We start from the raw sequence: 16538 nt of genomic DNA, 5'->3' as shown, positions 1-16538 counted from the left end.
AGATTGGGGGAATTTCATTTTGGTTTTCCCCTTGTCCCTAATTCCTAATCCCCAACCCCTAAGAAAAACCCTCTTCCATTAAAACAAGGATTGCGCAGGTAGGGGTTAGGGTTCAGAAATTAGAGAATAGGGGAATTTCATTTGGTTTTCCCTCGTCCCTTGCTCCCTGATTAAAATAAGGATTGCGAAGTTTAGCTTTGTGAAATCTTTGGGGTTTCGTAAAGCTAAAAAAACAAAACTTCGCCGACGGTTTCAGAAAAAAGACCCTTAGATGTTTTTAGCGTCTAAGGGTCTTTTTGTTTTCGGCGGTTTGAAAAAAGCCAAAAAATCTTGTCTTTGGTTTGAAGGGCGAAGTTGGAGCTTCGCGCTACAGTTAGAAACAAAACCTCGCCGACGGCTAACAGCCTCGTCGACGGTTGAAGTGCGAAGCTGGAACTTCGCGCTACAGTTAGAAAAAAACCTCGCCGACGGCTAACAGCCTCGTCGACGGTTGAATGGCGAAGCTGGAGCTTCGCGCTACAGTTGGAAAAAAACCTCGACGACGGCTAACAGCCTCGTCGACGGTTTGAATGGAGCTTCGCGCTACGGTTTGAAAAGATTTTTGTATTTTGTGCAACAGAAGGGATTACCTTTTGCGTCTGCTATCAAACTTCAAACCCTTATTTTTATGCAACACAAATCTTTCTTGGCAAAAGCCTTCACAAAATCGTTGGGCATTGCACTTTTGTTTAGTCTTTTTTTGAGTAGCTGTACGGAGGAAAATTGCACCTACACCTACACGTATTACGAGCCGATTTATCTTTCTTTCGAGGATTTGCGCAGTGCGCCCATTCGCAGTGAGGCGGCGCAGCCTTTGGGCGAGGTGGGCAAAATTTATTACAAAGACAACTATATTTTTATCAATGAGCGCGGCAGAGGGATTCACCTTATCAATAATAGCAACCCTTCTGCACCCATCAACGAAGCCTTTATTCCGATTGCGGGCAATTACGACATCGCCATTGCAGGCAATACGCTTTATGCCGATAACTATACAGATTTATTAGTTTTGGACATTGGCGATAAGCGCAATATCCGTTTGGCACAACGCCTCGAAAATGCTTTCGACCAGCAGCAATTTATGACCTCGATGCCTTTTGTGTCAGGTAGAGTGGGCGAAGGCGGCATTATCGTAGATTGGAAGGCGACGACGGTTAGCAGCAATTACAACTGTGAAGAGGACTTTATGTTGCAGGTAGACCAAGCGACGGGCGACAATCGCGACGCTTGGGTGAGTACAGGCGCGGAGGCAAGTGCAGGCAATGCAAGCAGTGATGCCAATTCATACAGTCCCAACTATGGCGTTGGGGGTTCTATGGCGCGTTTCACCTTAGCACAGGGACACCTTTATACGCTCAATGGCTTTCTTTTGAACACCTACAACATTCTGACCCCTACTCACCCGACCCTGACAAGTCGTGTAGAAGTGGCTTTTGATGTGGAAACGATTTTCCCTTACCGCAATTTCTTGTTCTTTGGTTCGCAAACGGGCATGTTGCTTTACGACAACCAGAACCCTGCCGAGCCGCAATTTATTTCGCGATACGACCACCTCAATAGCTGCGACCCTGTTGTGGTAGAGGGCAATATCGCCTACGTAACGTTGCGTTCAGGTACAAATTGCAACAATTTTATCAATGAATTGCACATTTTAGATTTGACAAATGTATATCGTCCTGAACTTTTATCTGTACAGCCGATGTTCAATCCGCATGGTTTGGGTATTGATAGGGGAACACTCTTTATTTGCGACGGCGCACAGGGTTTGAAGGTTTTTGATGCAAAAAATCCGCTTAGTTTGCGTCTTTTGGGCAATTTTGCCGCTCAAAATGCCTATGATGTCATTCCTTTGGGCAATACTTTATTGCTTATCGCTGCCGACGGTTTGTACCAATATGATTACACCGACCCCGAAAATCTCCGCCTTCTTAGCCATTTAGCTATTTCTAAGTAAGCCAAAAAACTAAATTTGTAGAACCAAGACCCCGATAGTACCGCTATTGGGGTCTTTTTGTTGCTACCTATTCCTACCTTTTTGCTATTTTTGGTCTTTATTTTTGGAAAATTTTAGCCTTGCACCTAAGTTTGAAAACGCTATGTCTTTTTTTGCTTACCTCGAATCGCTTTTATCGCTGCCGCAAACTTTGCCCGCTCCGCGCTTCGATTTTTTCGCACTTTTTATTATGTTGGGAATAGGGCAGGGCTTTTTTCTTGCTTTCTTTTTCCTAACAGGTGAGCGGCGCAAGGTATTGAGCAATCGCCTACTGGGGTTGGCACTGCTAACACTTGCCTTAGCAATGAGCGAAGTGCTGCTCTGTTATACAAATTATATGTTTGAGGTTTTATTTTTAATAGATTTTTCTGAACCGCTTAATTTTTTTGTTGCTCCAATTTTTTATTTGTATCTCTACACAAAAATTTATAATCGTTTTGAAAAAAAGCAATATTGGCACTTTCTACCTTTTTTATTGTATTTAATTTATTCGCTCTCTTGGCAATTACAGCCCATAGCATACAAGTACAACGCCTATATCTCGGCATATCACCTCGAACTGCTACCTCTGCCCGTAAGCTATTGGTTGCCCTACGACCCTTTCCTTTGGAAGGAGTACGTCAATGAGTGCATGGTTGTAAGCCTCTGTTTTTACTTTGTGTTAAGTGTGCGTCTTTTGCGCCAAACGTTTCAAAGTCTTGCGTTGCCTTTTTGGTCTAAAGAAAATGAAATGCTCACTTGGCTAAGAAAAATTATTTTGCACCTTTTACTTATTTTATTTGTTTTCATTCTAATAAAAATATTCTACAAAGAAGATTTAGGCGACCATATTTTAGCGGTTCACTTAGCCTTTGTGATATATTTGATTAGTTTTCAGGTGATTCAGTCTTCGGTTTTTTTTCAGCCTCCGCGCCCCGAAGTCAAAAAATATGAGCGTTCCAGTCTGACCGAAGAACTGCAAAAACAGAGTTTGGCACGCCTTGAAAAAATACTGACACAGGAAAAACCTTTCCTACAAAGCGATTTTTCACAGCCTATTTTAGCCAAACAGATAGGCATTTCTACGCATCATCTTTCTCAAATTATTAACGAAAATTTCAACCAAAATTTTTTTGAATTTACGGCTACTTATAGAATCAGGGAGGCACAAACGCTATTGGCAGACCCTACTTTGCAGCACCTTAAAATAGAAGAAATCGCCGAACAAGTGGGCTACCTTTCTAAATCGTCTTTTCATACTGCCTTCAAAAAGCAGGTAGGCATGACACCAAGCGAGTATAAAAAATCTTTGAAAAACAATAAATAATTTATTTTTTAGCATCATCAGGCGGCAAAAAATGCCCATTTTGTACGAAATCATAAGCTCGAACTCCGACTTTATAGGCGGATAACAGACTTACGCGCCCTACACGCTACTTTTGTTGGAAAGTTGGGGGGAAGGCTGATGCCTGCTTTCTTATCTTACTAAAATGTTTTTCAACTTATTTTCAAAATAACTTTTATGAAGACTATTTCTTCTCATTCCGAAACGGCTTCTACGCCTTCTGTGCGCCAGCATCAATTCGATTGGCTGCGCGTCTTAGCTTTTCTCTTGCTCATTCCCTATCATACGGGTATGATTTTCGTTGTATGGAAGTTTCACATTAAAAATGATGAAACAAGTCATTTTTTAGAATTTTTTATGCTTTTATTAAACCGTTGGCGGCTGCCTCTGCTTTTTTTGGTTTCGGGTGTAGGGACGTATTTCGCCCTTCGAAGTAGGAGCGGCTTTGCGTTTTTCAAAGAGCGATTTTTTCGTCTTTTTGTGCCGTTGGTTTTTGGTATGTTTGTCGTAGTGCCGCCCCAAATTTATTACGAGCGTTTGCAAAACGGCGAAAATATAGATTATCTAACATTTTACAAAACGGTTTTTGAACTTGTAGCCTATCCCGCAGGTAGTTTTTCTTGGCATCACCTTTGGTTTGTGGCGTACTTATTTATTTTCTCTTGGCTTTGTATTCCGCTTTTTTTATATTTCAAATCTGAAAAAGGCAAAAGCATTTTCAAATCATTAGCTATTTTTTTAGAAAAAGGTAAAAATGTTTATTGGGTTTTGCTGCCTGCCCTGCTTTTGCACCTGCTTTTAGACCCTTACTTTCCCACTACTCACGATTTGTTACACGATTGGGCAAATTTTAGTACCTCTCTCTATGTTTTCCTTTTGGGTTATTTTTTAGCTTCCCAAACGGCAATTTTAGAGAAGTTGGCGCGTTTGCGTTTTCTTTCGCTTTTTATCGCACTCTTTTTCTATTTTCTCTTTCTTTTTCTAAGGGAAACCAATCTTTTGGAAGCTTTTTTATCGCCAAAAGTAGAATTTGCTGCTTACGTGGTGTTAAATAACGGCTTGGGAGGCTTTGCGATTATGGCGATTTTAGGTTTGGCACAATACTATTTGAAGCAAGACCATGCTTTTTTACGCTATGCCAACGCTGCCGTCTATCCGTTTTATATCCTGCACCAAACACTGATGATTGCGATAGGATACTATGTTATTGATTTTCAAATAAATTGGTTTTTAAAATTTGTCATCATCAATATCCTGACCTTTCTTTTTTCTTGGCTTGGTTATGAAATTTTGAAAAGAACGGCTCTGACGCGCTTTTTATTTGGTATCAAAAGAAATAAGGTCGTAGAAAGGTAGAGGCGACAAAGGCTTCGAGTTATCTAAAAACGACTGCTCACGACTCGACTACGGAAGTAGCTTTTTAGCCAAAAATTTGTAATTTTGAAGACCAATTCATTATTCTCCAAATTTTGCATTTTCTATCTTATGTCTTTTTCCTTTTCTAAAAGCCAAGCCTATTTCGAGGCTGCCCAAAAGCAAATACCCGGTGGGGTAAATTCGCCTGTCCGCGCTTTCAAAGCCGTAGGGGGAACGCCCATCTTTGTCAAACGTGCGCAGGGCGCGTATCTTTTCGATGAAGACGGCAATCGTTACATCGAGCTTATCAATTCTTGGGGACCTATGATTTTGGGGCATGCGCACCCTGCCGTTACGGAAGCGGTTTCGAGGGCGGTTCTCGACTCCCCTTCTTTTGGTGCGCCTACGGTACGCGAAATCGAGATGGCGGCTTTGATTTGCAAGATGGTGCCTTCTATTGAAAAAGTCCGTATGGTCAATTCAGGAACGGAAGCGACGATGTCGGCGGTGCGTTTGGCGCGTGGCTACACAGGCAGGGATAAATTTATCAAAATCGAGGGTTGCTATCATGGGCATGGCGATTCTTTCCTCATTGCAGCAGGTAGCGGCGCGATAACTTTTGGAAAGCCCAATAGTCCGGGCGTTACGGAAGGAACGGCAAAAGACACCCTTTTAGCCCCCTACAACTACCTTGAAGCCATAGAAAATTTGGTAAATGCCAATCCAAACCAAATTGCTGCCCTTATCATTGAGCCTGTGGCAGGCAATATGGGCTGTATCTTGCCCAAAAAGGGCTATTTAGAGGGATTGCGAAAAATTTGCACCGAAAAAGGTATCGTCCTTATTTTTGATGAGGTCATGACGGGTTTTCGTTTGGCGAAAGGTGGGGCGCAGGAAGTTTTTGGCATCACGCCCGACCTAACCACTTTGGGGAAAATTATCGGCGGCGGACTTCCTGTGGGTGCGTATGGTGGCAAAAAGGAGATTATGGACTACGTTTCGCCACAAGGTTCTGTTTATCAAGCGGGTACACTTTCAGGCAATCCGATTGCGATGGCGGCAGGCTTGGCACTGCTTTCTTTGCTTGATGCAAACCCCGAAGTGTATCACACTTTGAACACCAAAGTAACTGAACTAACGGCAGAGATGCAGCAAATAGACCGCAGTTTAGGTTTGACTTACACCTACAACCAAATTGGCTCTATGATGAATCCTTTTTTCACCACTGCACCTGTCGAGGATTTTGAGTCGGCTAAAAAATGCGACACTGCACTTTTTGGCAAATATTTTCACGCCATGTTGCAAAGAGGGGTCTATTTAGCACCTTCGCAGTTCGAGAGTTGGTTTTTCTCTGCGGCTCTTTCTGATGCCGATTACGAACACATCTTGAAGGCACACAAGGCGGCGATGATGGAAATTCATACGGCGTAGTTTTTTCTTAAACTAACAGTTCTTTGAGAACTGTTAGTTTTTTGCGATTTATATGTAGGTGGATAATATTGATATTAAAAAACGACGAAAAAAACTATAGCAAAATCACTTTCAAGGACAAAAAAATCACTGATTTGAAAACCTACCTGCAATTTAAAGGTAAAAATGAGCATTGGATTAAAGACAATATCGTTTTGAAAAAAACAACAGGAAACATAAAAGAAAACAAAAATGAATAAAGAAACTACCTATGTTCCGCCTATCAAAATTCAAGGGAAAAAGACACAATTAGTGAATTTTATTCTTGAAAATTTACCCAAAGAGTTTGAAACTTGGGTCGAACCTTTTATGGGTTCGGGTGTAGTGGGGTTTAATGTAAAACCTAAAAAAGCAATTTTTGCAGACAGTAATCCGCATATAGTCAATTTTTACAATGCTATTAAAAATAAGGAAATCAATCATTTAATCGTGAAGAAATTTTTACAGGAACAAGGTAAGATATTAGCAGAAAAAGGACAAGACTATTACAATCAAATCAGAGAAAGATTTAACAAAGACCATCAACCACTTGATTTTTTGTTTCTCAATCGGAGTTGTTTTAATGGTATGATACGATTCAATCGAAAGTTAGAATTTAATGTTCCTTACGGACACAAACCCGAAAGATTTGCACAAGCCTACGTTACTAAAATCACGAATCAAGTTAAACAAGTTGCTTTTTTGATAGAAAACAACGAATGGAATTTTATCTGTCAGGATTTTAAAGAAACTATCCAATTAGCCAAAGAAAACGATTTGATTTACTGCGACCCTCCTTATATCGGCAGGCATGTGGATTATTACGACAGTTGGGACGAGCAAAACGAGTTTGATTTGGAAAATACTTTGCAAAATTGTGGTGCAAAGTTTATGTTATCTACTTGGCATAGCAATCAATATAGAAAAAATACTTATTTGGAAAGTCTTTGGAAAAATTACGAAATAGCAACTACTTCTCATTTCTATCATTTGGGCGGAAAAGAAGAAAACCGTAATGCGGTTACAGAAGCCTTAATACTGAACTATAAAACAGTGCCGAAACAAGAATTTGTAAAACCCCCTGTTTATCAGCAACTTATCTTGAAGATATGAAAGAAAAAAGGCAGGCTAAGACGCTAATTTGGGTCTTTGCTCCTTTCCGTTGGGCGATACAGCGATTTTTTCAAACTATAAAAAACACCACTCCCCAAAACAAGCACAGAAAAGGCGTAGCTTGCCAAACGTGCCTGCAAAAGAAGCAAGATGCCATCAGATTGAAGTTGAAAATGATAACTAATTTTTAAAACTATCATAAAAAACAAGCCAAACACAAACTGCAAAATGCCGTATATTTTCAAATGTTTTTGGGCTAAAAAAAATTGACTTAGCGTATAGTTTTGCAACCTAAAAAAATCGCCTAAAAGCCAATATCCTAACCACGAGGCAGGTGCAATAAGACTTTTTTCAAAAAGCAGTAGCACGATATTTTGATATTGAAAATAGACTAAAAACAAACCTATTGAGATAACAGTCAGCAGAAAAGCATAGTTTTTCAAAAAAAAAGAACCGATTTTTTTTTCTTGATGCAAACGTTGTGTAATTTTAGGAAAAAATATGACCAAAAAAGTAGCACTGAAAACTGCACCATAATTATCCGAAAGTTTGAGTAGTGTTTGCCACTGCCCTACGGACAAAGGGTCAAAAGTTTCTATTGCCCAATCGCGAATGAAAAAAGCTACCATTTTATCTGCCAAGACAACACTAATGGCTGCAAAAGCATATTTGAAAAGTTCAAAATATTTTAAGTCGTTGAAAAAAATAGCTTGTAAATTATATTTTTTTTTATATAAATTTTTTAACTTTGTTTTTTTAGAAAGGATTTGAGCAATGATTAGCAGCCAGACCCACAGACCCAGAAAGCCATTGGCAAGACTCCATATTACCAAAATTAGGGTTATTTTTGTATGAAAAACAAAAGTAAATAACAAGACTATGCCTAAGGCAAGCAGGTTTGCCGCCGCAGAAAAAAGGCTGTGCCAAGCAAAATTTTCCTGTGCTGCCCAAAAAGCCAAGCCTTGTAAGAGTAGCATTTGCAGCAACAGACCCAAACCCAAGAGGACAAACCAAAGCCAGAAAGAGGGTGCAGTAGGTTTGTGTATAAAAAAGTGTGTTAAAAAAAAGTCTTTTCCTATCAGCAAAAAAACAAGAAAAACTATCCAAAGTAAAATTTGTAAAGTTAATGTTTGAAAAAAAATGGGAATATCTAAAAAGTTAAATTCTCTAAATTTCCAAACAGAGGGGACTAAGGTTTCCTTGCGCTTGGCGGCTACTTCTTGCATTAGCCCTTTATTCAGACCTTCGTTAGAAACGATAAATAAAAATGAAATTAGATTTTGGAAATGAGCAAAAAGCGTCAGCCCCGCCGCTCCAAATTGTGTAGCAATTACTTTTTGTAGGGAAAGTTGGGCGGCGGTTCGCACCAAAACAGACGCAAAGGTATAAATCGAGGCGGTCTTAAACTTCATTTCGAGCAGCAAGTAGCTGTGCTTTTACTTGATTGATTTCATTTTCCACGCCTACAAGTTTTATTTTCTGTAAATCTTCTAATAAATTTTGTAGAAAAAGCTGATGCTGTGTACTTTCAGCAATAAAAGGCTTATGTGCCAAAGATTGCCTAATTTTTGCCCACTGTTGTAAAAAATCTTGTGTAGGCGCATCAAAAGCAACGCTGGAAAATTTTTCCCAAATGTAGTCGCGTGCCATTTGATTGGGGTGCAGTAGGTCTTTTTCGAAAAAGCGATAATCGCGCAGGTCGTCTATCACAAGTTCGTAGCTTTCAAAATAATGCACATTTTTGTACTTTTCTGATAATAAGTGTGCTGCATATCGCAAAATAGATTTGCTAACCTGATTTTCTGCCATGCCATCTTTGAGGTGGCGCACAGGGCTTATTGTTAGGATAATTTCTTTGTTCCATAACTTGTTTTGATACACAATATCAAAATAATAAACCAAATCTTCGGGCGAAAGCAGCACTTTTCTAAACTTAGAAGCCTCTATTTTATGGCAATTCGCAACCATTTTTTGTTCGGAAATCAATTCATAAATATAAGCCGTTCCAAAGGTAAGCACTAATACGTCGGCTCTTTCCAGCCGTTCATTTTTTTCTAAGGTTAAGGTTGCCAACTTTTGCTCTAAATCGCTTTTCTTTAAAGCCGCCAAACGCGAATGGCAGAGGTAATTGTACCATACATCTTGATTCTGCACATAATATTTGGCAAAATCAATTTCTTCTGCCATCAGCAAAATAAAAAGAGAAAGCGGATTGAAAATTGTACCAAAAGGATTGGTATAGGTTTCAAATTTATTTTCGGTTAAATATTGATGTAAATTTTCTGCAAAACACGAACCCATCATAAAAAATGAATTTTGATGGGAAAAAGTCTTCGGGAAGGCTTTTGGGGTGAGAGGTGTGTGAAAGAAGTTTGCTTTCATGTTTTTTAATTTGTAAATTTTTTATATAAAGGTGTTTATCTTTAAATCAAATCCTCCCTTTTGAGGAGGATTTGAGGGCGTAGCAGTCTATTATTTTTCGGCGCGTCTGCCTATATTTTGCAAAACCCAATGCTTGCCCCATTCTTCGCGCTCTTCTTCGCTCCAAAGGGTAGGGAAAAAGATTTGCAACTGCATGGTGGAGGGTAGGTATCGCTTCCAATTTGTGCCGCCTGTGGCGTTGATGGTATTTTCGTCGCGGCTTAGGTATTTGAAGGCGGATTTGATGTGTGCCAAACGCCAATCGACATTGAAAAGGACATCAAAATTTCGCATCTCTTGAATAATTTTCTCACGCAAAGGGGTGTCGCCCAATTTTTGAGCTGCCACATGCCAAAGGTTGCGGGTGCGGCATTGTTTGGCTAATTTGAGCAACTCTTCGGAATATTTGCGCTCGAATTGGCGCAGAGTTAGGGTCTTCTGCCCCGATTGATTTTCTATTGCCCCTCTTTTCCAATAGACATAGCCAAACATTTCCTCGATGCGCGACTCCTCGTCGAAGAGGTTTTTGTGTTCGCGCCCAACCAAGTTTTTGAAATCGGTCGCATAAATTTCTATCATTCTAAACTGTGCCGACTGGAAGCCGCTGGCAGGTAGGAGCGACATGCGGTAGCGCAAAAATTGTTCATACTCCATGCCATCGACCATAATCTCAAAGGAATTGATGAGATGACGGACATAGCGATTGACGCGGCGGAGCTTTTCCAAAAAGAAAGTACCATCTATGCGCTGCCGCCAACCGATTTGGTTTAGTTCGTGCAGAATGAGTTTGAAGTAAAGCTCCGTAATTTGATGATAGGTAACAAAAATTAGCTCGTCGGGGAAATCTGTGCGCGGCGTTTGCAGGCTTAGAAGCGTATCCAAGTGGATATATTCCCAATAGGTGAGGTAGTTGGCATAGAGCAGACCGTCTAAGTAGGAAGTTAGGTCTTGTCCTACATTTTCATATTTTTCGGCTAATTGCCAAATTCTCTTTTCTACTTCGGGGGTGAAAATGTTTTGCGCCGAAGAAGATTCGGAATGGGGGAGGTTTTCGTCGTGCGAAGGAGCAGGGGGCGTGTTGTCCATAGTGTCGGGTGAGTAAATTGTAGTGTATAATTTTGGGCTAAGATAGCTAAAAAAATGGGATTGGACAAAAGTAGCCTAAAAAACCCTAAGCGGTTAGGCTTAGGGTCTTGTTTTTTCAGCAATAAAAAAGCGCGAAGGGCTTAGAAAGGATAATAAACAAATTTGTTCTCATTAATCAAGCGGGCTGCAATGCTGCGGCGCAAATCTCTCTGATTCAGCGGCTCATGCTTGGTAAAGCGTTTCAAGCCCATGAGCATCACGCGCATTTCGTCGCCTTTGGCAAAGCAGGCAATCGCTTCTTTTCCTTTGATGTCTAATTGATTGATAGCAATTTGTAGGTACAATTTTGCCATCTCTGCATAAGGGGCAGCGTATGCTTCGCCTTTGGTCTTGATGAGTTTTTCGGCACGTAAGATACAAGATTCGGCTACATAAGTTTCGATAATCATATCAGCAATCGCCATTACGATTTCTTGCTCGCTTTCGAGCTTGCCACCTAAACTTTGAGCGGCTTTTCCTGCCACCATCAAAATCGCCTTTTTCATGCGTTTGAGCAAATCTTTTTCTTCTGCAAAAGGAACGCTTTTATCCAATACTTCAAAAGAAGGAATGGCGGTCAGTTCCTTGCCTACGGCTAAGGCAGCTTCTAAAAGGGCTAATTCGCCTTTCATGGCGCGGCGCAAAATCATGCTCACCAAAAGCATGCGGTTGATTTCATTTGTGCCTTCATAGATGCGCGAAATGCGGGCATCACGATAGGCGCGTGCCATCGGTGCTTCTTCGGAAAAGCCCATGCCACCATAAATTTGTACGCCTTCATCTACACAGAAATCTAAGGTTTCAGAGCCATGTACCTTCAAAAGAGCGCACTCGATGGCAAATTCTTCTACGCCTTTGAGTTTTGCCTCTTCTTCGTTCATGCCCCCTTCGATAAGTGCCTCGATGCGGTCTTCGATATTCTGACCTGCACGATAAGAAGCCGATTCTGTGGCGAAAGTACGGGTTGCCATTTCTGCCAACTTGTATTGAATTGCTCCAAAAGAGCTAATAGCAGTGCCGAATTGCTTGCGCTCGTTGGCGTATTGGGTTGCTTTTTCAGCTACGACGCGGCAGCCATTCAATACCCCTGCGGCTAATTTGATACGACCAATATTTAAAATATTAACGGCAATTTTGAAACCGTTGCCCCTTGTAGAGAGCATATTTTCCACAGGTACGGGCGTTTCGTTGAAGAAAATTTGGCGTGTAGAAGAGCCTTTGATGCCCAACTTGTTTTCTTCTTCGTTCATCGTGATGCCGCCAAAGGTTTTTTCTACAATAAAGGCGGTGAGGTTTTTGTCGTCTTCTATTTTTGCGAAAACTATCATCAGGTCGGCAAAGCCACCGTTGGTTATCCACATTTTTTGCCCTGTGATGTGGTAGGTCTTGCCATCGGCAGAAAGTACGGCTTTGGTTTTGCCCGAATTGGCATCGGAGCCTGCATCAGGTTCGGTCAGGCAGTAAGAGGCTTTCCATTCGCCTGTGGCTAATTTGGGAATGTACTGTTGGCGTTGTGCTTCTGTGCCGTAATACAAAATTGGCAGCGTACCAATGCCTGTATGTGCGCCGTAAGTGGTTGAAAATGAGCCTGCCGAGCCGACAATATCAGCGATAAGCAGCGAAGTATTGAAGCTCATGCCCAAGCCGCCGTAGCTTTCAGGTAGGGAAATACCCAAAAGACCCAATTCGCCCGCCTTTTCTAAAAGGGACGCGCCCATTTCGGGGTGCTTATCGATTTTGTCTTGATTTGGATAGATTTCTTTTTGTAAAAAGTCTTGTGTGGCTTGTGCCATCATCTTTTGCTCGTCGCTAAATTCTTCGGGAATGAATACTTCTTCTGCTTCCACCTGACGAAGTAAAAATTCGCCACCATTGAGAGAGTTGTTTTTGATTGCCGTTTCCATAAATTTTATATCGTTTTGAAGTTAGAGATTTCGAAGAGAAGGAAAAGAGAAGGCTTTTAGATGAGGGCAGTAAGGCTTGTTTGCCTCTTGGTTTCGCCTTCTTGTGTTTTGTATGCTTGCATACCTTTGCAAAGCTACTAAAAAAACGTATGCAAGCCTAACAATGTTCTCATTTTTTCAAAAAACAATAGGAAAAGTTTTTTCGGCGGATTAGAAAAGTTTTTTATGAGGTTTTTATATGCTCACGCCAAATTTTATTTTTTCTTAAAAATGACCGTCAGTCAGCAAAAGGAAAGGCACTACTTTGTAGTGATGTTAAATTCTAAAAAAAACAGACTCAAATGTAGGGACAAGACACTGCCTTGTCCGCAGCGAGATTGAAATAAAAAAGGGTTTTAGTACTCAAAAATAGGGTTCTATCCAAATTTTATTTCGTATTAAATTTGACAAAACAAGGCTTTTTACAGAACTTAACATTACTGCACTACTTTGTAGGCGTGGAGTAGCAATCTTCGTTTGGCTTTTGAAAAGGGATAGGCGAAGGGGCTTTTTGTAAATAATGATTACTTTTATCAAAACTTCAACCTCTCGCTGCCATGAAAGTGTGTTGGGAATTTGTTGGTAAGGGCTTGGTGAGAATTGTGGTCAATGACGGTATAGACAAAAGAATCTGAATATAATTCAATAAAAAGAAGTTTTTTATTTTGTGTTTCTAAGTCTTTATCTATGGCTTTTAAAAGAGAGGTTGCAAATTCGCCCTCTTTTTGTTTGTCTTGCTTTATTTTAGCTCTTACTTCATTTGCCTGCTTCCATTCAATCTCCCTCTCTAACTGCTCTTCAAGGAAATTTTCGATTTCGTATTCGTTTTCTTCTCCGCGCCAGTCTGTTACCAATAACTTATTTTTGCTATTACCAAAAATGTAAATAAGCTCGATAAAACTCAACTTTTCCAAGTTTAGATTGTCATATTTTGATAAAATTATCTTGTTTTTTAAAACAAATTGTCTTGCATCTTTATCGTAGTCATCAATAAATTCTTTATACTCTTCAAAATACTCAAAAAATAAGTATTTACCAATCTCTAAAAGTTCGTTTTTATTTATTTTGTTTTTTTTAGACTTTACAGTATTTTTTGTAAATATTGAAAAAAAAGTTATAAATTTTGCGAAAAAGTTAGACATAAAAATTTTAAAATAAAATAATAGTATTTTAATTATTTAATTTTTTGGTTCATTTTCTGCATTTTTCTTGATATGATTTAATACTCTTTGATGTATTTTATGAATGACATAGTCGCTCCAAAGTTGCCAATAAAAAGCAGGTTTTATGTTGTGATAATACCAAGTTGTTCCTTCCAAAAGGGTATTTCCGTTTGGCAGTTTCGTGAGTTTGAATTGCCCTTGTTTAGAAACAAAATAGTCGTGTAGATGTGGTGCATCGATATCCCAAAAACTTAACTCCTTCATGGGTTCGGGTTGTTCAATCACCTCAAATTTTAGCAGTTGTGGCTCGTCCCATACTGTAATTGGCTCTACAAAACTTCCCGTTGTGAAATTGCAATGCCTAATTGCACCGACTCCTGTCCCTTCAATTTTTGCATTGATAGGATAAGCAATTCCTGTTTTAAAAATTAGTTCGGTAGGTTTATCAAGTTCGGGAAATGTTACTACATTTTTCCAAACCGCTTGTGGAGTAGCCGCGATTTCTATTGCAGTTACGACAGAGGTCAAATTGGGTTCGTTTTCTTTTTCCACAAACGCTGTCAGGGGTATCAGTGCAATTAAGATAAATAGGGCGGTAGGTGCATTGTTTGGGGTTTTATTGACGATTGCATAGCCGATTAATACGCCTATCCATGTCAGGAAAAGTGCGATTGGAGCAGCCATAGCAATACATATTAGCCCTTCAATCGCAAAAATTAGAAGTCCTGCGCTAAAAATACCAAGCGTTAGGAAGCCAATTTGCCAAGCCTCTTTGTAGGCGATTTCTTTTTTAAGTCCGTATAAAATTGTCGAACTTGCCCCCATAAAAAGAGGGGTCAGGACAAATGGCGCAATTCCGTATTCGCCTAAACCGTAGATACCCCAAAGCGTCAGGATTCCTGCAAGAAGGATTGTCAATCCAATAGCGAGCCACTTTCTTTTTTTGTTGTCAGATGGTAGTATGTTCTTCATCTGTTTGTATTGATTTTTTTTTGTTATCTACAAGGTACAAAGCAGTAGGCATCTTTTTAGGTATATAAAACTGCTATTCAACAAAAAAACCCATAGTATCCTTACTATGGGTTTTCCAAGATTTAGCCTTTGTCGGAATGGCAGGATTTGAACCTGCGACCCCTTGCACCCCATGCAAGTGCGCTACCAAGCTGCGCTACATCCCGTTTATTTAGAAGCGAATCGTTTTTGTGTCCCGATTGCGAGTGCAAAGGTAGGGGCTTTTTTTGTAACCGCCAAATGTTGGGGCATTTTTTTTCGATTTTTTTCCAAAAAAAGAAACGCGAAAAAAGAAGTGAATTAAAAAGCACTGATTTTCAGTTCATAAGCAGGCTATTCTTCTTCTGGATAAGGCAGAAAGATAAAGTTTGTGAAGTCCTTTTCTATCACAAAAAGGCAGGCAAACTCTTCTATGTCTTTGTAGTTTTGCTTGAAAAGTGCCGCACCCTCCTCATCTATAATTTGTCGTTCTTTAAATTCGGCGAGAAAAGAGAGTGAGATGTGCCATTTGAGCGGTTCTTTCCACTCCTCTTTTCCTATTAGCAGCTGTCCTAAGGGTTGTGCTTGGGGGCAGAAAATGAAAATGGGGTGGTCTGAAATTTTGCGTACCTTGATTTGATAGGCGGCTTCTTTGAGCGTTTCGGCTACTTTTACAAAATCTTGGGTGATGGTGCCTAAATATTTGCCGTCGAGTTGTGGGTCGTTTTGATAATCTATCATATCTGAAAAGCGTCTGAAAACTGTCTGAAAAGCGATAAAAAGAGTAAGCAGAAGGCATTTAATCAATGCCAAGCAGTTGAAGCAATTTTTTTTCTAAGACAAAAAGCAACGATTCTAAATCTTCTACTTCTGCCTTAGAGAGGCTGAAAATGCCCTTTTTGGTCTTGCCTTTGTTTTGGTAGCGATTGACTTCCACAAAAATATCGAGCGATTCGAACTGTGGGAGCATCACCACTTCGGCATCTTGTATCAGATGCGAGAGTCGCCCCAAATTTCGGTAGGACATCTTTTCTACCAAAGGCAGATTGGCAGCCAAAAGCGCGTCTGGTTCTACCTGCGTCCTACCCGTAATCTTAAAGCCTAAGCTAAAAAGGGCTTCCTCTATGCGCAACATAAGCGGATTGGGCAGAATCTCTAATTCGTCGTAATCTTGGGGACTAAAAAAATTGTGGGCGAGTGTGGCGCGTGTTTTTAGCCAAATTTTGCTATCAGGGCTGGTAGGGGGCAAATCGGGCGGCAGCAAGAAACTAAAAGGCACAATCTGATTGCGCCCCGCTTGGGTTTTCAAGTTCTGTGCAACGGTGTAGTGTGCCAAAGCCTTACTGCTTTCCTTGCTTTCGTTTTTGAGCGTAACCATGAGCGAGATGCTTACCTTGTTGATTTTTTCGGAAACCTTCCCCCCATAAATGAAAAGGTCGCCTTTTAGCGTTTCACAAGGCAGCAGCGAAATACGCTCCATACGGGCATTGAGTTTGAGAGAACCCACTCCAAATTGGCTTAGAAGGTGGTGCAAAAGGTAGAGAATAGGTTTGAGTACCCATTCCCAAACCTTTTGAATCGGTTGAAGCCAGTGATACGCTTTTTGAAAGTGAAAATTCATA

General features: G+C 40.3%; 13 protein-coding genes and 1 tRNA gene. 5 read left to right on the top strand and 9 right to left on the bottom strand.

Annotation, left to right across the window (positions count from 1 at the left end; genetic code table 11):
- The first annotated feature begins 667 nt into the window (after window positions 1–667).
- The 5 genes from G500_RS0117880 to G500_RS24125 all read left to right on the top strand — a co-directional run bounded on the left by G500_RS0117880 (window position 668) and on the right by G500_RS24125 (window position 7274).
- Window positions 668–1993, top strand: a complete 1326-nt coding sequence (locus tag G500_RS0117880; RefSeq protein ID WP_051203873.1) for an LVIVD repeat-containing protein — start codon at window positions 668–670, stop codon at window positions 1991–1993.
- Window positions 1994–2135: 142 nt separating this feature from the next.
- Window positions 2136–3338 carry a helix-turn-helix domain-containing protein gene (locus G500_RS0117875; protein WP_154657218.1) on the top strand — a complete coding sequence of 401 codons (1203 nt, stop codon included), beginning with the start codon at window positions 2136–2138 and terminating at the stop codon, window positions 3336–3338.
- Between the two features lie 195 nt (window positions 3339–3533).
- The gene (locus tag G500_RS0117870; protein WP_027003535.1) at window positions 3534–4712 is read left to right on the top strand and encodes an acyltransferase family protein; all 1179 of its coding nucleotides are present in this window, start codon (window positions 3534–3536) and stop codon (window positions 4710–4712) included.
- Window positions 4713–4841: 129 nt separating this feature from the next.
- The gene (gene hemL, locus G500_RS0117865) at window positions 4842–6143 is read left to right on the top strand and encodes a glutamate-1-semialdehyde 2,1-aminomutase (protein ID WP_035758010.1); all 1302 of its coding nucleotides are present in this window, start codon (window positions 4842–4844) and stop codon (window positions 6141–6143) included.
- Between the two features lie 231 nt (window positions 6144–6374).
- Window positions 6375–7274, top strand: a complete 900-nt coding sequence (locus tag G500_RS24125; RefSeq protein WP_035758008.1) for a DNA adenine methylase — start codon at window positions 6375–6377, stop codon at window positions 7272–7274.
- A 23-nt stretch (window positions 7275–7297) separates the two neighbouring features.
- On the opposite strand, the gene G500_RS0117850 is transcribed toward G500_RS24125, so the two are convergent.
- The 9 genes from G500_RS0117850 to G500_RS0117805 all read right to left on the bottom strand — a co-directional run bounded on the left by G500_RS0117850 (window position 7298) and on the right by G500_RS0117805 (window position 16537).
- Window positions 7298–8698, bottom strand: coding sequence for an MATE family efflux transporter (locus G500_RS0117850; protein ID WP_154657217.1), 1401 nt, complete (start codon window positions 8696–8698; stop codon window positions 7298–7300).
- The gene (locus G500_RS0117845; protein WP_027003532.1) at window positions 8676–9656 is read right to left on the bottom strand and encodes a GSCFA domain-containing protein; all 981 of its coding nucleotides are present in this window, start codon (window positions 9654–9656) and stop codon (window positions 8676–8678) included. The genes G500_RS0117850 and G500_RS0117845 overlap by 23 nt, the downstream gene beginning before the upstream one ends.
- 90 nt (window positions 9657–9746) lie before the next feature.
- Entirely contained in the window at window positions 9747–10781 is a 1035-nt protein-coding gene (locus tag G500_RS0117840; protein WP_086047959.1) for a tryptophan 2,3-dioxygenase family protein, read from the bottom strand.
- A 140-nt stretch (window positions 10782–10921) separates the two neighbouring features.
- On the bottom strand, window positions 10922–12724 hold the full coding sequence (locus G500_RS0117835; protein WP_027003530.1) for an acyl-CoA dehydrogenase family protein: 1803 nt from the start codon (window positions 12722–12724) through the stop codon (window positions 10922–10924).
- Between the two features lie 572 nt (window positions 12725–13296).
- Window positions 13297–13905, bottom strand: a complete 609-nt coding sequence (locus G500_RS0117830) for a DUF6630 family protein (protein WP_027003529.1) — start codon at window positions 13903–13905, stop codon at window positions 13297–13299.
- A gap of 36 nt (window positions 13906–13941) precedes the next feature.
- Window positions 13942–14898 carry an SRPBCC family protein gene (locus G500_RS24120; RefSeq protein ID WP_035758006.1) on the bottom strand — a complete coding sequence of 319 codons (957 nt, stop codon included), beginning with the start codon at window positions 14896–14898 and terminating at the stop codon, window positions 13942–13944.
- A 132-nt stretch (window positions 14899–15030) separates the two neighbouring features.
- Window positions 15031–15104, bottom strand: a tRNA-Pro gene (locus tag G500_RS0117820).
- Between the two features lie 166 nt (window positions 15105–15270).
- Window positions 15271–15657: a hypothetical protein gene (locus G500_RS0117810; protein ID WP_027003528.1), complete on the bottom strand. Its 387-nt coding sequence runs from the start codon at window positions 15655–15657 to the stop codon at window positions 15271–15273.
- A gap of 58 nt (window positions 15658–15715) precedes the next feature.
- Window positions 15716–16537 (bottom strand): sporulation protein, encoded by an 822-nt coding sequence (locus tag G500_RS0117805; protein ID WP_027003527.1) that lies wholly within the window; start codon window positions 16535–16537, stop codon window positions 15716–15718.
- Window position 16538: the final 1 nt, after the last annotated feature.

Origin of the sequence: Hugenholtzia roseola DSM 9546 (genome assembly GCF_000422585.1) — a bacterium.
Classification (GTDB): Bacteria; Bacteroidota; Bacteroidia; order Cytophagales; family Bernardetiaceae; genus Hugenholtzia; species Hugenholtzia roseola.
Note: the sequence above shows the minus strand (reverse complement) of the source record. Positions and strands in the feature narration are given on the sequence as shown.